Below are 19,783 nucleotides of genomic sequence, written 5' to 3' on the forward strand. Positions count from 1 at the left end.
AGTAAAAATATTTCTTATATTCGTTTGGAATAAGTCTCCTTGTTGCTAAAAAACTAATTTAAAAAAGTTAGATTGAAAAAATTTTATAACTGGTATAGCGGAGTTAATTTTAAAATAAAATAAAACTAAATGTCAAAAATAGATTTTCATATATTTAAAAGTAATACTGATGCAATTGCAACAAATAGAGGATTTTATTATCAATATTTATCAACTGTAAAAATTTGGCTAGAAAATTTTATAAATAATGTTGATAATGAAATATTTTGCGAAAGAGAAGAGGATATATTCGAACTAAACTCCAAAGAGGAAATTTATAAATTTAGTCAAATTAAATGTTACAGCGACGGATTTAGTCTTAAAAGCCCTGAAATTGCATCTTCATTACTCAATTTTTATAAATTATACCAAAAATATAAATCTCAATATAAGGGAACATTTTGTTTTCATACAAACTCTACAATAAAAGTAAGAGCAGGTAAATCGCTAAGTAATTGGTATAATAAACAAATGCAAGGTGATTTTTCACCTACAGAATTTATTGAAGAAACGAGAAATATTTTTTTAGATTTATTAAAAGAGAAACTAAATAAATATCTGGAAAAAGCTTTTGAAAATAAAGATATAATTGATGCCAATAAAAAATATAATAATTATGTTGAGCTTGTAAAATCAGATGATTTTATCCAATTTCTAGGTCTTATTCGATGGGAATTTTCTAGTATTGCTAAAACGGAAGAAGCAATTTCGGATTTGGTTAAAGAAATAAAAGGAATAATTCTTTCAGGTAAGTTAGATTATGATAGTGGAATAAATGAAAACTTCATTTTAGGCTATCTTTTAAATACGGTTATAGAGAAGTCAACTGAGACCATTGAAGACAATCGTTTATTAAATAATAATTTGCTAAAAATAATTCTAAACTCAACAGATTTAAAACAACATTTAAAAGAAAAGTTGAAAAAAGAGATTGTTTTGTTAATGACTAACGATTTTCAGATCATGGAAAATTTGGAAGATATTAATAAAACTACTTTAGCTACTCATAAAATGGTAGCTGAACTTCATAAGGCAGTGCTAAAAGAAAATGAAAAATCTTCATTAATATCAAATTTAACGGTACAAGTAAAAAATTGGTTTAATGCGATTGGATATAAATTTGAAAATCAAGAAATAATAAATAATGACGAGATATTCGGATTTATAATAAATATTAGAAACAGAAGGGGATATGATAGAGTTTTGATATTGTGTATTTCAGAGCCGGTAGAAATAAATCATTTATATAAATTACATGAACTTACTAAAGATTTTAAATGTAGTGAAGGTTGGGTTATTACATATAAAAGAATTAGTAAATCCGTAAGAAACAAAATAGGCAAAGAGGAATATAATAATTTGTTTTGTTACACTATAGATGAACTTATAGATAATGATATTGATTTTTCCGGATATTTTGATTGGTTAGATAGTGAGGTTATCTCAAGAGATATAAGTAGTAAATTCATACCATTATATTGTAAAAGGGATATTTTTGAAAAAGAAACAAATATTAAATTGGACACTAGTAAGTATTTAATTGATGAGTACATAGACCAATGGCTAGATGATCCATCAAAAAAGCATATTTCAATACTTGGAGAATTTGGTACTGGAAAAACATGGTTTGCGCTTCATTATGCATGGGTTAAACTACAGGATTACAAGAGTGCAATGCAAAGGGGTGTAAATCGACCACGAATACCGATTTTCATAGCACTTAGAGATTTTGCAAAATCAGTCAATATTGAAGGTGTATTTTCAGAATTCTTTTTCAAAAAACATAATAGTCCGATACCTACTTATGAAGCTTTTCTAGAACTTAATAAAATGGGGAAATTATTATTAATCTTTGATGGGTTTGATGAAATGGCTGATCGAATTGATAATCAAAAGATGATTAATAATTTTTGGGAACTAGCAAGAACGATCGATGATAATTCAAAAGTTATTTTAACCTGTCGAAATGAACATTTTCCTGAAGCAAGGCAAGGAAGGGAACTTCTAAACGCAAAATTAAAAGCCTCTACTCAACACCTAGTAATTAAAAATCCTGAATTTGAAGTTTTAGATTTATTAAAACTTAATAAAAAACAAATAAAGGAACTACTTCAATTACATACCACTGAAAAAGTCGTAAAAAAAATCATGAAGAATAGTATTCTTCTAGATTTAGCAGCACGTCCTATAATGACAGAACTTATAATAGAATCTTTAAAAGATATTGAAGAGGGAAAACCAATTGATATTTCTAGAGTATATCTCTATGCAATAAGAGAAAAATTTAAAAAGGATATAACTGAAGAAAGAACTTTTACATCGGTTTCAGACAAGCTATATTTCATGTGTGAATTATCATGGGAGATGATTTCTACAGATAGGATGAGCATTCATTACCGGTTATTTCCTGAACGTATCAGAAGTTTATTTAACGATGTTGTAAAGGAACAAAAAGATATTGATCATTGGCAATATGATATGATGGGGCAATCAATGCTAATTAGAAACGATGATGGTGAATATAAACCGTCTCATCGTTCTTTATTAGAATTCTTTACAGCCTATAAGTTTGCAGCTGAACTAGGTGTAATGGATAATGATTTCAAGGACTTTGCAATTGGAAAAGAAAATATTTCAGATTTAATTCCTCAAAACTATGAATGGAATGAATTTTTTAAAAAATCTAGTTCATTAAACTTAGGCGATTTTAAACGAATAACTATTTCACAACTGAAAAATACTTTTGGGCATCAAGTTTTATCGAGAGCCATATTGGATTTGATAACCAATATGATTTCCATAAGAAGTAGAAAAACACTTGACACCTTCAATGAAATAATTAATGATTGCCGTTCGAAAAAATTTGAGGATGTAAAATATATAGTTACCAATTTGATAATTATTATTACTAATGATCAACCTGATTATTTTAAAGAAAAAGATTTGTCCAATTTAGTAATTAAAAATTTTGAGGTTCCTCAGAAACTAAAAGATGCCCAATGGCTCTATCATGGTAGCATGAAAGCTGTAGATTTTTCAGGCACTAATTTTACAAATTCAGATTTGACTAACGCAAATTTTGGTTTTCCATTATATAGAGAATTTGTAAGTGGTAATATTGTAAAAACAATATTTACAAATGCAAACTTGAAGGGATTTCAATTTCATTTTAATCAAATAGATAGTGTTGCCTTTCTTAAAGATAGAAATATAATTGCTATTGGATCGCCTGATGAAATCCGTTTATTAAATGCTGACCTAACTGTCATCAAGTATATAAATGCAACAGGATGGGATATTGAATTTTCTCCAAATGGTAAATTCATGGCACATTCTGGTTATGGAATACTCTATATAAGAAATACAACTGACTTTGAAATCGAATGGGAACATGAATTTTCTGTACAATTCAATCCAAATGCACAGGAAAAAGGAAAAAATTTATGGACTGGTGGATTTGTTTTTTCTAATGATAATAAAAAAATATTTACCGCTTGCAATAATTCATTTGTATATGAGTGTGATATTGTAGCTAAAAAGGAAGTTGGTACTTTTCAATGTTTTGAAGGTGCGGAAACGATTTCAATATCTTTTGATCAAAAATATATAGTGTGTTCAGAATTTAATGCCTTTAGTTTGTGGGAAACAAAAAGTCGAAAGAAAATAAAATTTGAAAAAACTAAAAAAGATAAACTAAATAAATTTCGAGCAAGATTTCATCCTCAAAAAAATTTACTATTTATTGCGGAAGGTAATAGAATTAGATGTTATGATATTTTAAATGATATATTTCTATTTGAAATCGAAATTGAGAATATTGGAGATTTTTGTTTTTCATTAGATGGCAATACAATCTATATTCACAATAATTATAATATATATATTATAGACCTAAAAGAAAAGGCTATAATAAATAATTATAGGATTGAAGTCCTTAATAGTACTGAAAAAAAATCACACGAGAATATAGAAAAAATTGTTTATGATAGTAATGGTGATAATTTAGTTTTGATGACTAGAAAGCAAATTGTAATTTTTAATATTCATGTTGAAGATGTGATTGATATTTATCAAAATTTAATAACTGTTGAGGGTTCTGATTTTAAACAAGTAATCGGTTTAGATGAAGATATATTAGAGCAACTTAAAAAAAATGGAGCAGCTTTATAATAAAAAAGTTGGTAGTTAATAGATGATTAAAGCAATTTAAAAATTTAATGGAATTACTGTAGTTTTTTAAGATTTAGAAATGTGAGATTTTAAATTTGAGAAGGGAAATCTCAACCGCTTAATTCTTGTTCTGTGTGGATTTTCCTTTCATCATCTTTCAAACTATTTTTCTTGTGGTTTCACCGCCAACGAGTTCCGAGTAAGAAAGTGGCAAGATATCGGTTGTGATACAACCGGACATCTTGCAGATTACAGGAACGTGGTAATCTTTCTACTTTTTCAATAAATGAAATTAGAAATTCGAAGGGCGAAAAGCTTGCTAAAATAAGCGCATTATAACTTTAAAATTATGCTTATCAATATGCAATAATTTTCACGTTGTAAAAGAATTGAAGACTATCGCAAAGTGTATTCTTGATACTGTTTAAAAAGAAAAAAAGCCAGCGAATTTATTGGATAGCAGACAAAGCAAATGCGCATAATGTAATGCCTCATTCTTCGTCCTTACACCCTTCGGGACTTATAGCATTTTCTTTGTCTGCTATCCTATTTTTTAATGCTTTCTTTTTCTCTTTTTTCTTTTGAAAAATTTTATTTTGAAGAATAAATATTGCATTTACTTATCCCGAGAGGTGAAAAATCTTAAGTACAACTTATTCGAATCAGATTTTTTTGAGAGGTATTTTCTAGATTTTTTATATAAAAAAAGCTTAAAGATTACAACGTTTCTGTAATCGGCCAGATGTCCGTTTGTTTCACAAAACGATATCTGGCTGCCTTTGTGCTCGGAACTCGCTGGCAGTGATTTTTAAAAATTTAGAGAAGTAAAAGAATAAATACGGAAATCCATAAAGTTAAGAACACTAATTAATTAGTTTTGTTTAAAACATTAAAATTAAAGTTTTTAAAATTAGAGTCAGCTTGACAAATATTGTGAATTTTTTTTTTAAACGAATCTTAATTCAAAAAAGTATTTATGAAACAAATAAAGCTATTTTTAATTCTAATCCTAATGATTAATTGCAATCAAAAGAAAGAACAGATCGACGCCTCTGAACAGAGTTTTCCTACACCTGTAGTTAGAACGACTAATGATATTGTTTTAGAGAATTTTAGTTACGAGGATATCGCAAGATATACCATGTCATCTATAATGGGACAGCCAGCAAAAACAATTAAGGTAAGCAAAAGTGAAGATTTGTATTATGTCTCTTATATCCGTAAATCGGACAGTCGAAAGTTTAGTTATAAAATTAAATTTGATGGTAATAAAATTCTTTGGGCTAATATCGACGGTAGATGGAGGAATTCAGAATATGATGAAAAGATAAGTTTTACTGAAAAAAATAATAAAGTTTCAATTATTCAAACTTTTAGCGATAATTCCGAAGACATTAAGGAGTATAAAAAAGGAGATTAAGAATATAATTATTCTCTCGATCATCTTTCCTTTTCATTGTTTTCAAACTCTTTTTCTTTAAGTTTCTCCACCGTCGAGTTTCGAGGCTGACTGCAGGAAAGTGGCAATCTTTTGAGATTTTTAGAAGCAGGTATTGATCATTTGCAAAATATGGACATGATGGCTGTAGGCTGTTACAATTAATAAATACTTAAAAAAAGAAAAAGGAAAAAAAGAAAGCAGTCTTCAATTGGACAAACAGACAGGTGAAGTGCTATAAGTCCCGAAGGGCATTTTTTTGAGGAACGAAGAAAAATGTTATGCGCACTACTCTGGCTGTGTCCAATAACTTGCTGTACTTTTTATTCTTAAATTAAACCAAAGAATTTAGAGATTCTATGAACGGTATAATAAGATTTCAATTATGAGATATAAATAGAGATTTACGGAAATCCGTAATTAATCGGTTCTTTTTTTGTGTAGTATTGTAAGATAAACGATGTATCACATTCTTTTACAAGTATTAACATGACAACGCCGTAGTCTAAAAGGTTTATGCAATGTTAAAATATTATTGATTACAAAATAATTTAAATGAAAAAAACAATCGGCAAACCAGAGAATTGGCAGGACTTTGAATCTCTATGTAAAAAACTTTTTGGTGAAATGTGGTCGATTCCCAATAAAATTAAAAAAAATGGTCGTTTGGGTCAGGAACAAGCGGGAGTTGATGTCTATGGAATTCCAAAAGGAGAAATAGAATATTGGGGAATTCAAGCAAAAGGAAAGGATGAGTATTCAAATGCAAAATTATCAGAAAATGAAATAATAAAAGAAATAGAAAAGGCTAAAAAATTTCAACCTAAACTTGGCGTTTATATTATTGCTTCAACGACAAACAAGGATGCGAAAATTGAAGAATTTGTAAGACTTAAAAATGCTGAAAATCAATTAAATGGATCTTTTGAGATTCTACTATATTGTTGGGAAGATATTGTTGACTTAATAGAAGAAAATAAAGATACGTATAACTGGTATTTACATGGAATTAGTCAAAAAGACAAATTTGATTTTAAGATCTCTTTCAACAATTTCGAAGAAGAACTTACATTGTATCCACTCTTTGAAAAAAATATCACCAAATACATTTTAACAGACAAGAGTAGCTCTCAAATATTAATTGAAAAATTAAGCGCAAAAAGCGAATTTGATTTTCTTGAATTGAAACCATTTTCTCTATTCCATTCAAATACTGTGAATAAATCTTGGTGCGATTTCGAATTAATAATGGAAAATAGTGGGTCAGCAGTTATTGAAGATTGGCGAATTATATTAAAATTTATAAGTGGAGTTGCAAAACTGGATACTGGAACTATTTTATTTCCTCGACTATCTCTCACTGATTACGTTGATGACGAAAATAAAACAATTACTTATCGACCTCTCGATAATAAACCTTTAATTCAAAAGGATAATAAATACTTTGAAATTTCATTACTGCCTGATAAAATTTCTGATAAGATTATTATTGAATGGCAAATATTAGCAAGAGATTTTAATAGAAAAGAGACTGTTGAAATTAAAATGAAACCGAAATACATTGAAAAAATAAAATTTGAAGAAGTTAATAAGGAATCTCAATTAAATGAGGATGAGGTGTTTATTAGCTACTATGTGGTTGAGAAAGAAAATAAAGACAACATCTAAATTAATATTTATAATTAAGAGGAACTTAATTTTATTTAGAAGATTAGTCATTATCCGAAGTTTCAAGCTTTAATCCAACATACCTATGAGCAATCAATATTAAAATTATAAAAAATAAGCGTTATGAAGCAAAACCCTACTGTATACAAGATAGAGAAAACTCATAAAATGAGTTCTGTTGTAAAAGGAGTTCAAACGCATCTTGAAAATAATATAAAGCAATTTGTTGTTCGTGATATCGAACTGAAAGGCTATAAAGCAAAACTTATTGTAATTCAATCGACGGAAAAGGAATCTGAATGGGCTAATTTCTTTCCAAAAAAATATGTAGAAGGTATTTCTTTAGAATATCAAATCCCTTCGATACTAGTTCTTATAGAGACTCCTTCTGGAATTTTTTCGATAGTTGGAGGGGGATTTTACAAGTATATACTACCTTTTTTAGATACTTCTTATGGACTAAATACTTATTCCAGAATAATGAATCCTGTTCAAGATGAAATTATTTCAATAAAAACGAGAGGAGTTACAGGTTTGCGAGCAGGAATGTCTGAACAATTTAAAGACAGTTACCGTTTAATGGACTACATAAAATTTGGTAAAATCCCAACTGAACTAAAAATTAAACTCTCAATAGAAACAGCAGAATTATATTTTAACCAATTCCTCACTACAAGATCTCCAAATATAATCCTAAATATTTCTTGCGGTTTCAATATTAATAAAAGTCTTTCTTTTGAAGAACTAACCCTTTTAGTTGAAATATTAGAATATGTTGAAACAAAGAAAGCAGATGATTTTTTTAGCTCATATAAAGAAATAACAGATAAAAATATTATTTCTAATTCACTTAAACCTGCGATAATAAATGAGTTATTTAATAAGAGAACTGATATAATTAATAAAAGGATATCAAATTTTGATTTATGTTATCCAAACAAAATTGAGGACTTTTATGGTGCCGACGATTATGAAATCAAGTTGAAAGAAGATAAAAATAAATATAAAAAGATTGCCAGGACAAGTGATAAGAGTGAAATTCTCAGAATCATTTTAAGGTTTCTAAGTTCTGAAAATTTTGATAGCAATTTAAGTAATTTTAGTTTTCACATTCATAATATCTATATATACACTTACAAAAATCAATCAAAAAAGCCGATATTAAGTACTACTTTGATTTATCACCTTAATACTGAGTTAAGTCTACCTGATTTAGGAACCTACATTTATCTTGATTCTAAATGGTACAAATTAAGAGAGATATTTGTGAAGGAGATGAATCAAAGATGTAAAGAGATATTAAATGCCAATGATTTAAAAAATTCTATAATAGACAAAGAATGGGAAAAAAAAGCAAATGGAAAACGTGAAGATGAATCAAGTTATAATGATAAATATATCAAGGATAAATATTTAGTATTAGACACAATTACAATAGATTCTATAGAATTAGCAGATATAATCCATATACAAAAAGATATTATTTATTTGTGCCATATAAAGTATGGATTTAGTACAGAAATGAGAGAATTATACAGCCAGATTATTTCGTCAGCTAGAAGACTAAAAAATGATTTGAAAGACGAAAAAAATGAATACCTTAAAGCTAATTATAAAAGTCTTAAAGCAAAAAATAAAAGTAATGGTTTTTCAGAGGAAGCTTTTATAAAACTATTTAAGACAAAAGATATTAAATATGTAATGTGTATATCTAGTCACTTAAAAAATAAGCCTTTACAAAAAAGCATGGAAAAATATACTTCAAATATTGCTAAATTATCGTTGATACAGTGTTTTACAGAAATGAGAACGGAATATTATGATTTATCATTTGAAATTATTAAAAATGATAAGTGTTTTAATTAAAATCGATAATATGTGTTGCTAAATGGCAATACCTAATTCCAACATATTATAAGAATCATTTATTGATAAGTTTTTCAAACTTTATCATCATTCCGCTTTCTTTCAGCATATGCTTGTGTAGCGCAGTTTTTTCCTCATGAGCTGGATCAATTTATCAATATGGTAATCATTAATTCTGGATTTACGGAAAACCGCAATTTATTATCTGTTTTTTTGTGTATTATTGTAATGTTACACTAGTATAATTCAATATGACGTGTTAGGAATTAAATGCAACTACACAAGCTATGACTACAACTGAAAGATTAGAGCAACTTATAGAGAAAGGACATGCAGTACTTCGTACACACGTACCAAGCCCACCTAATGTTATTGGTGTAGGGACAATAAATTCTGGACAATTTACAGCTTGGCAAACACAGACATTAAGTTATTTGCAATCTAATTTATCTTCGGATAATCAATATATTAAATCTTTTACGGCAAATGTAAAAAGAAGTTATAAAAGCGATGTCAATAAAGGTATTGGAATTTTAAGTTCTCTATTAGAAGATATAAACCTCGGATTACTTGAAGATAATTCAATAGAAGAGTTTCCAAATCCAATTAATTCTCTGCTAACTATTTTAGAGAGATTTCATTTAGTGGTTAGACAGCTTCGTAATCGATATGACTCAAGGAGCACCTTAGATGTTAATGATGAATATGACGTTCAAAATTTATTACATTCACTTTTGATTCTTCATTTTGATGATATACGGGCTGAAGAATGGACTCCAAGCTATGCTGGAAAAAGTAGTAGAATGGATTTTTTGTTAAAAGATTACAAGATTATAATTGAAGTTAAAAAAACTAGGCCTAATTTAAGAGCTAAAGAGGTGGGTTCTCAATTGATTGAAGATATTGCAAGATACAAAGTACATCCGGATTGTGAAACTTTGATTTGTTTTGTATATGATCCCGAGGCTCTGGTTGGAAATCCTAGAGGATTAGAAAATGATTTGAGTTCGGATGATAATAATTTGAAAGTCAGGGTATATATTCGCCCGTAATTGTACCGTCTATTCTTCGTTTAAAGAAATTTCAAGATTCAGGAATTAATGTCTGAAAGCAAAAAAGAGACTCGCAGGTCTCTTTTTCGTTTGAATTAACATATCTTTTATCAAAAAGCTTATTTAGCTTTTAGTAAATCTTCCAAGTAGCTGTTTTTCTCTTTTTCAGCATCTAAAAGACGTTCGTAAAGTTTTTTATTTTCTTCGTAAACTTCAACTAATTTATCTAGAGGATTAAAAGTACATGTATTATTACTTCCAAAATTAGTTCCCTGACTATGGCTGAAATCATTTTCCGTAAAAGTGTTGAAATAATTAATTACACCTTCATCAGAAAAATTCTTAATTGCTTCTACACTTACTCCCAAAGCTTTTGCTACTTCTGCTAATTTTTCATCATCGATATCTTCACTATTTTCTAGTATTGATACAGTCTGCTGGTTTGTTCCCATAGCCTGTGCTAATGCTTCCTGTTTCATGTCTTTCAGTTCACGGATACGACTGATTTTGCGCCCCATGTGGTTTGGTTTTGTTAATGTACTCATAGCTCAAAGATAATAATTAAGAATAAAAAAGTGAGATTTATGTATGATACAAAAAATCTCATGTACGGTACGGAAAAATTTGATACCGTACCGTACAAGTAATTGCTTACTTGCCTGTGTGTTAAACAAAAATACAATTTTTCAGACAAGTATCAATTAAAAATTTAAAATTATGAATGCAGTTCAAATTCAGAAACAGAAAGAATTGGAGAATGCGGTAAGAGAACTCCAATCATTCATGGACATCACGGCAGTTACCCTTCATGAGGCGCAGACTGCGGGAAGAAATGGTCATATATTGACTATTATCTTAAGAGAAGAAACAGACCAGATTGCATCGGAGATGTATGTATGGGCAGATAAAGTTTTAAATAAATATCTTGTATTGCCCTATATTATAATAAATATAGCAGATATACTTCATCGTTTAAAAAACGGTAGTGTGTACTATTTAAAGTGGTATTTATCAAATATTATTCTTTTTAAAAATGAAGAGTTTGATTTTAAAACTAAAAAAGATATTCCGCCTATATCGGCACTTCTTAAAAAAGGAGTAAAGAAATGCAATCAGCATTCTTCCAAAGCAGAATCTCTCAGAAGAGGTTCACAGCATTATGAGGGCACAAATAACCATCCCCTTGCATTATATACAATCCATCAGACCATAAATCTGCTTTTTGGCTATATAGGAGAACTGGTGATGGGGAAACTGCATTCAGATTATTATATTTTACGCCACCTGAACACTATTAAAGATTTTGCACCAGTGCTGACTAAAATTTTTGATGCTGACAATAAGAGTGATATGGAGATCGCAAAACTTATGGATGAAGCAAGGATTAACTTTCCTTTTTCAGGCGTTGTAAAGATTAAAAAAGATAAAGTAAAAGAAGCGCAGAAGAAACTGAACCAGATTTTAAAAGAAGCTAAAAAAATCTTTCAGGAACAGCTTTCATATTGTGAGCAGAAAGCTGGCTATTTTTCTATTCCGAATGACATCGAAGAAAGCACTGATACAGTTATTGATTACGAAAAGATTATCATTGATACTGTTGCCTTGTATCTTAAAACTGAAGCAATATATTGTTTTGGTAAAGTCCAGACTTCTGTAAAGCATTATTACCTGCTAATATTTACCAGCGAGAATAAAACAAATGCAGTTCATGATCTAGCTGGAATTATCAGAAGCAGAACCAAAGAAAAATGCAGTGCAACACTTTTGATTCATGCCCTGTCAGAATTTCAGACGGCAACAGCAGACCAGAAGCATTTCTTTATGAATGCTATTTTAAATGGCATTCCTTTATTTAAAAAAGACTCGGCATTCTTTGAGGTAAAAAGCCTTCAAGTTCGCAGTCTATCATCTGCAAAGGAATACCTGTCATACAGAAATATTATTGTAAACAATATGGAAAGCTGGCAGGAAGATTATGAGTGGGCATGCTATGCCCCTTTGAAAGCATTGATGCTTCATACAATGACGGAGCAGATGTGTCTTGGGATGTTACGCTTTTTTACGGGATATTCTCCGAATCATTTTTCCCTTTCTTACCTGCTAGAACTGTGCTGTTATTTCAATTCAGAGATCAGCGCTTTCTTTCCACGCATTACGGAGCAGGACAGAAATCTCTTTACGCTGTTGAGCAGATCATATCCCTCACTGCGCTACAGCGGGGAAGATACCTTTTCAGAAGAAGACATGAGTCTTTTACAGAATCGTTACAATGACTTTGCACACTTCTGCACTTCTTTAGTTAAAGATGAATTGGAACGAATTGAAAATCTTTCTGCTGTTGAATCTTAAAACAGATGTTATGTATCACAATATTTTAACGCATAAGGACAATCCAGACCGCAGACAGATTAAAAAAGCAGTTAAGCTTTTGCGAATGTTTATGAAAGTTGATTTGATTTACTTTTCGAAGCGGTCAGACAGACTTTCTAATTCAGGCATAATAACAGTTATTATAAGTAAATCCAGCCCTCATTATTATGATGAAATTTATGAATACTGCTGGAAAATTTTCAGATATTTTAATGAATTTTCTTTTCGGTTCTACGATAGGTTTTGGGTTAAGGAAGAGATCGGATATGGAAATCCTTATTTTATTCTGCAATGTAATGATGAGACTCTTATTTACAGTAAAACTAAAGAAAAGCATGTATTTGAGATTGAAGAAATAAATTGTGAAGACTTTCTCAAAGAATCAGTGAAAAGGTTCGATGCTGATACAGCGGAGAGTGATGTTGTCGGGCGTGATTTAAAATATCACATCAGCAATGAGAATCATCTTATGTCTGCTTATACAATACATCAGCAGTTACGCTATCTTTTTATTAGCGTTTCTTGGTTTCTGACAGGAGAATATATTCCTTCACACAGTATAGCTGAACAGCAGAGACATTTGTCAGGATTCTGTAAAAGATTGGGAAGTCTCTTTGATTATGAAGTAAGGGAAGAATGGTATGTTTTAGAACAATTGGAGTGTGCTTGTGAATCGGTGCAGTATAATCACAAAATAGAGCCTGTAACACAGGAATCTGTTGAATCTGCCCGTGCGAAATTAGATTGGTTAAAAATTGAGACTGATAAAATGTTCAGAGACTGTATTGAGAAAACCAAACAAATATTTGAAAATTATGGAAACCGATGAAATTAAAAAACTTGAAGAAATTAAAGTATTAAGCGGAAGACTGCTTAATACTCTGCAACGAGCAGAGGATAAAAGAGGAATGTATAATGCAGAGATAAGAGTTTATGATTATTATGAGCTTGCTTCTATTATCAAAAACCTTATGAAACTGTGTATTATTGCTTTGGATCGAGATAGCGCAGTAGTTCCTGTTACGATTCAAAACAAGCATATTGATGTCGGACTCATACTAGGAATTGCGCTTCAGTTATTTCCAGTTGATGAGTTTGAGTTTTTAAATGAGATTGCTGATCTGTTTTCAGAAAATAAAGCAGAAACAGAATAGCCGAGATTAAGATTTAATATTTAAAATTATGGAGACTGATAAAATAAAAACACTGGATGAATTTAAAGATTTTGCATCTTATCATTTTAAACTTCTGAAACCTGCCAAAGACAAAGGCGGGGAATCAATATGTGAGATAAGATTTTATGGCTACGCGGATATGATGTGTCTGGGAGTTAATCTGATTCGAATGTGTCTGAATATCATTTATTCGGATGAACTTGATAACAGAGAAATATATATAGGTTCTGTTCTGGAGCTTGCACTTCAATTAATTCCAAGCGCAGAAATAGAGGTTCTGGATGAAATTTACAGAATGCTCAATGAGAAGAAGGAAGATTTATAACACTGTACTTGACAGGTTTCTCAATTATACCAAACCACTTTCATGTACATATTATGTCCATGATATTGAGACTAAAGAGATTTATCTTTGTTAGAATCAGAATCTAGAATGAAGTAATGATAAGTAAATTTTACTTATGAACCTCAATGGATTAGGTTTTATATTTGTATTATCCCCACCATATTTTGATCAGGATAAAATGAAAAAAGTGTTATAACTTTATAGCGATGAATGATTGTGGAACAAAAAAGACCGAGGCTCGGTCTTTTTTTAATGAAGAGGAATTTCAAATGGAGAAAGATGGAAGAGAAGAAAGAGGAAAAATGACGGCAGAAAAAACCAAAAAAATGCTGAAAGATGAAGGAGTGGAAGTGACGCTGGAACAGGCAGGAATGATTTTAGAATTTTTAAGAAAGCTGGCAAACATGGCAGTTTCAAACTATTTAAAAAGAAAAGATGAAAAAAATAGCAGACCTATACGTGAGAGTGAGTACCGATGAGCAGGCAGATAGGGGCTACTCACAGAGAAATCAGGAAGAAATGCTTCGTAAATACTGCGATATAAATGCAGTTGAAATAAGACACGTTATTTATGAAGACCATTCGGCAAAAACATTCAACCGCCCGCAGTGGAAGAAACTGCTTGCGGATCTAAAGAAGTATAAGAATAAAACTGATCTTCTCCTGTTTACCAAATGGGACAGGTTCAGCAGAAATGCGGGAGATGCCTACCAGATGATCAGTACGCTCAGAAAACTGGGAGTCGAGCCTCAGGCAATAGAACAGCCTTTGGATCTTTCAATACCCGAGAATAAAATGATGCTGGCTTTTTATCTAGCTGCTCCCGAGGTGGAAAATGACAGAAGAGCCCTCAATACCTTTCACGGAATGAGAAGAGCTAGAAAAGAGGGTAGATATATGGGGATTGCACCAATAGGGTATATTAACAGAGTAAAAGAAGACGGTACAAAATATATTGCATTCGATCAGCCTGAAGCTTCTATTTTAAAATGGGCTTTTGAAGAACTTTCCAAAGGAATTTTTAATACGGAACAGGTGCTTCACATGGCAAAAGAAAATGGGCTTAAAGCAGGTAAAAATCATTTTTGGAGAGCGATCCGCAATCCTCTTTACTGCGGTAAGATCGAAGTTCCTAAATATAAGGATGAGGAACGCACTTTGGTTAGAGGACAGCATGAAGCATTAATATCGGAAATGCTTTTCTATAAAGTTCAGGATGTGCTGGACGGAAGATCCCGCAAATATCTTCCAAAAGCTCTTTCTGCCAAACCTTTTCCGCTCAGAGGTTTTTTTCTCTGCCCCGACTGCGGAAAAATACTCACGGGAAGCATATCAAAAGGTCGCCATAAATATTATCCTTACTACCATTGCAGTGCAGGTTGCAGATACAGGATAAATTCGGAAACAGCCAATGAAATATTTATACAAAACCTGAAAAAATATGTTCCTATTCCTGAGATTAAAAATATCTATGCCAATGTCATAGGCGACTGTTATAAGGAACAGATTAAGGATGTCTTGGAAGAAAAAACGAAAATCATAAGCCAGATCAAAGATTATGAAACCAGAATCTCAAATGCAAGAGATCTTCTTGCAACAAAACAGATAGATGCTTCGGATTACCGAGATATGAAATCAGATTATGGAGAGATGGTAAGAAGGCTCGAATTGAAATTATCTGGTATCGATGATGAAAATAAAGATATCGAAGAGCTTTTAAAAGCAGGAGTGGAGAACCTGATGAAACTTAACGAATATTATGAAAATGGCAACTGGATTGAGTCGAGAGATTTATTAGGTTCGATTTTTCCTGAGAATTTTACGATCTCAGAAAACGGGTTTCGAACCGCAAGAGTAAACGAAGTAGTGCATCTCATCTATAGCATTAACAGGCTTATAGGGCTAAATAAAAAAGGGACAAAGAAGAATTTTTCTTCTTTGTCCCAATTAGTAGCGGGAACAGGACTCGAACCTGTTAACAAAACAAAATAAAATAACTAAAATAAAAACTGCGTAATACAGTTTCGAACCTAAACTTTGGATGGCTCGATTTTGCTGGATTTTTATTTTTCTAAATAACATGTGCCACGATTCTGCCACAAAACTTAGATGGGTGGAATTTATTTAAAAAACGCCTTAACTTTTTGTGGTAGAAAAGGTATCCACTCCATGGATTTTTTGCCACGATTTTGCCATAGAAATTTTGGGCGTTTTTAAAAAATTTGAAAAGTAGTATAAAAGAAAAAAGCCTGCGAATCTTACGATTTGCAGGCTTTACCACGTTTTTTTCGGGTTTTTGAAAAGATTGAAAAAGTCACCTTTTTACTTCTTTTACCCTTTTTGTGGGGAGAGCAGGATTCGAACTTTATGTGTTTAGATCCCGTCTTTGCTACGTATTTATAAATGTCTGGAACCTAATGCACCGATTCTGCACCCAAATTCAATTTTACTATTTCAATATTCAAACATGCACAAAAATTAGAGTACTAACGAACTAACAAGAAGTTGTATTATTCTTTTGCTTTACAAATATAATTATAAATATTTAAAATGCAGGGCTTCCATAAATTTTGACTTTTTGTAGACTTTGAAAAGTTTCCTTTTAAATCAACCGCAGAGTGTAAAAGTTTCGAACCTAAACTTCTTAGGCCTTGATTTTGCTGATGTTGTACTTTTTCAAAATGAAATGCGCCACGATTCTGCCATAAAACTTGGAATGGTCAAATATCTTTACAAACCACCTTAACTTTTTGTGGCAAAAAGGGTATCCACTCCAAATTGGATTGATTATAAAATGTATATAGGTTACTATTATTTTAATAATTTATTGGTAAAAAGGTAATCGGCAGTCTGGTACCATGCAATAGTTTCTTCAAGGAACGGCTGGTTCATAGGTATGGACTTAAGGCTGTTATCTTCTTTATTCCAGGAGTAAAAAGCCTGTTTTTTCTGGTCTGATAAAATCATTACTTTTTCTTTTTTCATCAATACCAGCTTACGATAGGTACCCATTAGGGCACGCTCTTCAAACTTTGGATCAAGTACGTTTTTTCCAAAAAAGTCAGACTCATAATTCCATTTGAAAATAGAGAACAGGGTAGGCCACAGGTCAATCTGAGAACACTGCCTGGTAATTTTTTGGTTGTACTGCTCGGGCAGGTTTACTATGAGAGCCGGAATATGATAATTGGCAACATCTATTTCATCCTTGCCGGCGCTGCTGGCACAGTGGTCTGCAATGATTACAAACACCGTATTTTTAAACCACGGTTTCTGGCTGGCTTTCCTGAATAATTCCCTTAAGGCAAAGTCAGTATATTTTACTGCTCCTTCACGGCTGGTTCCAGATAGAATGTCAATTTTTCCCGATGGATAGGTAAAGGGCCTGTGATTGGAAGTGGTCATGACAAAATTGAAAAAAGGCTTATTGTTTTTATACTACGCATCAGCAACGCTAAGCATTTTATTGAAGATATCTTCATCGCATATTCCCCATGCATTCTCAAATGTTACTTCATTGTCATCGATGTTATATCTGGTTGTTTTTATCTTATCACTCAGTACACTACCGCGCCCCCGGTCATATATTGTAAAGCCGTTTCCGCCAAAATAGGCATTCATGTTATCAAAATAGCCGTCTCCTCCGTAGAAAAAATTACAGTCATATGCTTTTGATTTAAAAACACTGCAAACCGTATATAGATTTTGATTTTCAGGTCTTTTTACAATCGACTGTCCTGGGGTGGGAGGAATACAGAGTGTCACTGCTTCCATACCCCGAACTGTTCGGGTACCTGTTGCGTAAAGATCATTAAAAAATATACTTTTCTGGGCCAGACTGTCCATAAAAGGTGTTATGTTTTCCTTGTTTCCAAACTCCTTTAAAAAACTGCCGCTTAAGCTTTCAACCAGAACAAAAACTATATTTTTTTTCTGGTCAGATGCTGCGCTGTCCTTTATGGTTCTATGAATAGAATATCCCGCAGAATTGTAACGGCTATTCGGATCTTTAAGTTTTTCTTTTATAATTCCAAATGCTTTATCGTTACCTATAGAAGTATAGAAATCAACATACTTCATCTGGTTGTTGCGAAAAGCAGCAAAAAAAGAATAGATTCCTGATTTTGAAATTTCCGAGTTATAACGATTCGCTGACCATTCGGTCTGATAATTATGGATAAAAAATCCAAAGAATAATGCAACCGCTGCCGAAACGCTCAAAACCGTTAATCTGGTTTTTGCACTTGCTTTGGTTGTAAAGGTACTACCGAAGGCTCCTCTTTTAAAGAAAATGAAAATAAAAAGCATAGTAAGTAGCAGCACACCTCCAACCAATAAAGGAAGCGGGTAGGACTGCTCGATATTAGCCACTACTTCATGGGTATAGATTAAGTAGTCCACTGCTATGAAATTAAAGCGAGTCTTAAACTCATCCCAAAAGGTCAGTTCTGCAAAAAAGGTAAACACCAGAATAAAGACCGTTAAGGTGGTAAAGAAATAAATTAAAATTTTATCCAGGACTGAACCAATCCATTTGTTAGGCATAACCGTATAATAAAGAATAGCGGTCAGTGTCACAAAAGTAATTGTTCCGATATCATAGAATAAGCCTGTAAAAAGTGTTCTGAAAAGGTTTATGATGTTCCAGGATACTTCATCATACTGCCATATAAAAAAAGTGATTCTAAGGATTTGTGACAGGATTAAAAACCATATCATAAAATAGAATAATACAGCGTATCTGCTGTGAGACGGATTTAGTTTCGGCATAACTTTTAATAAGCGTGAATTTTAAAATACAATTCAGAATTAATTCTGAATTTTTAATAACTGATTAAAAAAAATCTAAAATTTGTAACTGATTCCAAAACATATTACTGGTGTTTCGTAATAATCTTTGGTGATATAACTAAAATCTTCTTATTTTATTTTTTTTTGTAAGACTAATGTATTAAAAATATCCATTACATTTAAAAATACTTCACCTTCTCTTTTTTACAATGTTTTTTGTTTATGAAAAAATTGATGTTGTGTTAAAGTTAGTTTTTGAGCCAATTATTTTCTAATTTTAGCGTAGATTTTATAATGTCAATTTAAAATTTAGAAAGCAAAAAGTTGTTAAACTGCAGGTTCGTAAGGATCTGAACGTACTCCAGCAAAATGATATAATTAAATTAAAAGGCAACTCAATTTCTAAGGGCTATACTGAAATTATTAATATTTTGGATCAGGACGATGAATTTCATTTCAATTCTTTTGAAAAGCCTGCAGAGGGCAGGATGGAAGTTCAGGAGTTATATAACTATTAAATAATACCGTAATTAAGTGAAGAGATTTCTACAATAGCTCATTAATTGTCAATATTAAAAGCTATGTGTTGCATAGTATTTTAAACTTTTTAAACATTCTAAATCCTGTTATGATGAGAAGATGAATATTTTTAAATAATAAATAAAAAGGAGTTGTTTTTTTAACAGAGCAAAAAATAAAAAATATCTACATTTGATTTGAATTAGGTCTTTATTAATTTTAAAATATCTGTGATGGAAAAAGCTATAAAACAAAAAGTCCAAAAGGATTTGGATTGCCAGCAAAAGTTGAAATAATCAGACTAAAGGGAAGTTTAATTTCTAAGGGATATACAGAAATTATACATATT

12 protein-coding genes and 1 pseudogene are annotated in these 19,783 nt (G+C 31.2%); 11 read left to right on the forward strand and 2 right to left on the reverse strand.

Annotated features, from left to right (window positions below; all coding sequences use genetic code 11):
• The first annotated feature begins 129 nt into the window (after positions 1-129).
• From B0A64_RS21065 to B0A64_RS21085, 5 genes are all read left to right on the forward strand, one after another.
• Positions 130-4,209, forward strand: coding sequence for an NACHT and WD40 repeat domain-containing protein (locus B0A64_RS21065; RefSeq protein ID WP_089481456.1), 4,080 nt, complete (start codon positions 130-132; stop codon positions 4,207-4,209).
• Between the two features lie 976 nt (positions 4,210-5,185).
• On the forward strand, positions 5,186-5,629 hold the full coding sequence (locus B0A64_RS21070; protein ID WP_089481457.1) for a hypothetical protein: 444 nt from the start codon (positions 5,186-5,188) through the stop codon (positions 5,627-5,629).
• A 573-nt stretch (positions 5,630-6,202) separates the two neighbouring features.
• Positions 6,203-7,315 carry a hypothetical protein gene (locus B0A64_RS21075; RefSeq protein WP_089481458.1) on the forward strand — a complete coding sequence of 371 codons (1,113 nt, stop codon included), beginning with the start codon at positions 6,203-6,205 and terminating at the stop codon, positions 7,313-7,315.
• A gap of 123 nt (positions 7,316-7,438) precedes the next feature.
• The gene (locus B0A64_RS21080; RefSeq protein ID WP_089481459.1) at positions 7,439-9,181 is read left to right on the forward strand and encodes a DUF6119 family protein; all 1,743 of its coding nucleotides are present in this window, start codon (positions 7,439-7,441) and stop codon (positions 9,179-9,181) included.
• 287 nt (positions 9,182-9,468) lie between these two features.
• Positions 9,469-10,233, forward strand: coding sequence for a PD-(D/E)XK nuclease domain-containing protein (locus B0A64_RS21085; RefSeq protein WP_089481460.1), 765 nt, complete (start codon positions 9,469-9,471; stop codon positions 10,231-10,233).
• A 119-nt stretch (positions 10,234-10,352) separates the two neighbouring features.
• On the opposite strand, the gene B0A64_RS21090 is transcribed toward B0A64_RS21085, so the two are convergent.
• Positions 10,353-10,778 (reverse strand): helix-turn-helix domain-containing protein, encoded by a 426-nt coding sequence (locus B0A64_RS21090; protein WP_089481461.1) that lies wholly within the window; start codon positions 10,776-10,778, stop codon positions 10,353-10,355.
• A 172-nt stretch (positions 10,779-10,950) separates the two neighbouring features.
• Here B0A64_RS21090 and B0A64_RS21095 point away from each other — a divergent pair, with 172 nt between their 5' ends.
• The 6 genes from B0A64_RS21095 (at position 10,951) to B0A64_RS21120 (ending at position 16,116) form a co-directional block, all read left to right on the forward strand.
• Entirely contained in the window at positions 10,951-12,582 is a 1,632-nt protein-coding gene (locus B0A64_RS21095; protein ID WP_089481462.1) for a hypothetical protein, read from the forward strand.
• Between the two features lie 10 nt (positions 12,583-12,592).
• The gene (locus tag B0A64_RS21100) at positions 12,593-13,432 is read left to right on the forward strand and encodes a hypothetical protein (protein ID WP_123875943.1); all 840 of its coding nucleotides are present in this window, start codon (positions 12,593-12,595) and stop codon (positions 13,430-13,432) included.
• A complete protein-coding gene (locus tag B0A64_RS21105; RefSeq protein WP_089481464.1) occupies positions 13,419-13,757 on the forward strand; it encodes a hypothetical protein in 339 nt (112 codons plus the stop codon). Before B0A64_RS21100 ends, B0A64_RS21105 begins: the two co-directional genes overlap by 14 nt.
• Before the next feature lie 28 nt (positions 13,758-13,785).
• Positions 13,786-14,103, forward strand: coding sequence for a hypothetical protein (locus B0A64_RS21110; RefSeq protein ID WP_089481465.1), 318 nt, complete (start codon positions 13,786-13,788; stop codon positions 14,101-14,103).
• A gap of 227 nt (positions 14,104-14,330) precedes the next feature.
• A complete protein-coding gene (locus B0A64_RS25290; RefSeq protein WP_089481466.1) occupies positions 14,331-14,603 on the forward strand; it encodes a hypothetical protein in 273 nt (90 codons plus the stop codon).
• Positions 14,560-16,116 (forward strand): recombinase family protein, encoded by a 1,557-nt coding sequence (locus B0A64_RS21120; RefSeq protein ID WP_165769858.1) that lies wholly within the window; start codon positions 14,560-14,562, stop codon positions 16,114-16,116. The genes B0A64_RS25290 and B0A64_RS21120 overlap by 44 nt, the downstream gene beginning before the upstream one ends.
• Positions 16,117-16,935: 819 nt before the next feature.
• Here the strand turns inward: B0A64_RS21120 and B0A64_RS21125 are convergent.
• Positions 16,936-18,894 (reverse strand): annotated as a pseudogene (locus B0A64_RS21125) (LTA synthase family protein).
• Positions 18,895-19,783 lie beyond the last annotated feature (889 nt).

Source organism: Flavobacterium araucananum (assembly GCF_002222055.1).
Lineage (GTDB): Bacteria > Bacteroidota > Bacteroidia > Flavobacteriales > Flavobacteriaceae > Flavobacterium > Flavobacterium araucananum.

Coding starts and splice junctions, on each gene's coding strand:
- B0A64_RS25290 (WP_089481466.1), top strand. CDS start 14,331: ATGAATGATTGTGGAACAAAAAAGACCGAGGCTCGGTCTTTTTTTAAT.
- B0A64_RS21100 (WP_123875943.1), top strand. CDS start 12,593: ATGTATCACAATATTTTAACGCATAAGGACAATCCAGACCGCAGACAG.
- B0A64_RS21120 (WP_165769858.1), top strand. CDS start 14,560: ATGAAAAAAATAGCAGACCTATACGTGAGAGTGAGTACCGATGAGCAG.
- B0A64_RS21090 (WP_089481461.1), bottom strand. CDS start 10,778: ATGAGTACATTAACAAAACCAAACCACATGGGGCGCAAAATCAGTCGT.
- B0A64_RS21070 (WP_089481457.1), top strand. CDS start 5,186: ATGAAACAAATAAAGCTATTTTTAATTCTAATCCTAATGATTAATTGC.
- B0A64_RS21065 (WP_089481456.1), top strand. CDS start 130: ATGTCAAAAATAGATTTTCATATATTTAAAAGTAATACTGATGCAATT.
- B0A64_RS21075 (WP_089481458.1), top strand. CDS start 6,203: ATGAAAAAAACAATCGGCAAACCAGAGAATTGGCAGGACTTTGAATCT.
- B0A64_RS21105 (WP_089481464.1), top strand. CDS start 13,419: ATGGAAACCGATGAAATTAAAAAACTTGAAGAAATTAAAGTATTAAGC.
- B0A64_RS21080 (WP_089481459.1), top strand. CDS start 7,439: ATGAAGCAAAACCCTACTGTATACAAGATAGAGAAAACTCATAAAATG.
- B0A64_RS21095 (WP_089481462.1), top strand. CDS start 10,951: ATGAATGCAGTTCAAATTCAGAAACAGAAAGAATTGGAGAATGCGGTA.
- B0A64_RS21085 (WP_089481460.1), top strand. CDS start 9,469: ATGACTACAACTGAAAGATTAGAGCAACTTATAGAGAAAGGACATGCA.
- B0A64_RS21110 (WP_089481465.1), top strand. CDS start 13,786: ATGGAGACTGATAAAATAAAAACACTGGATGAATTTAAAGATTTTGCA.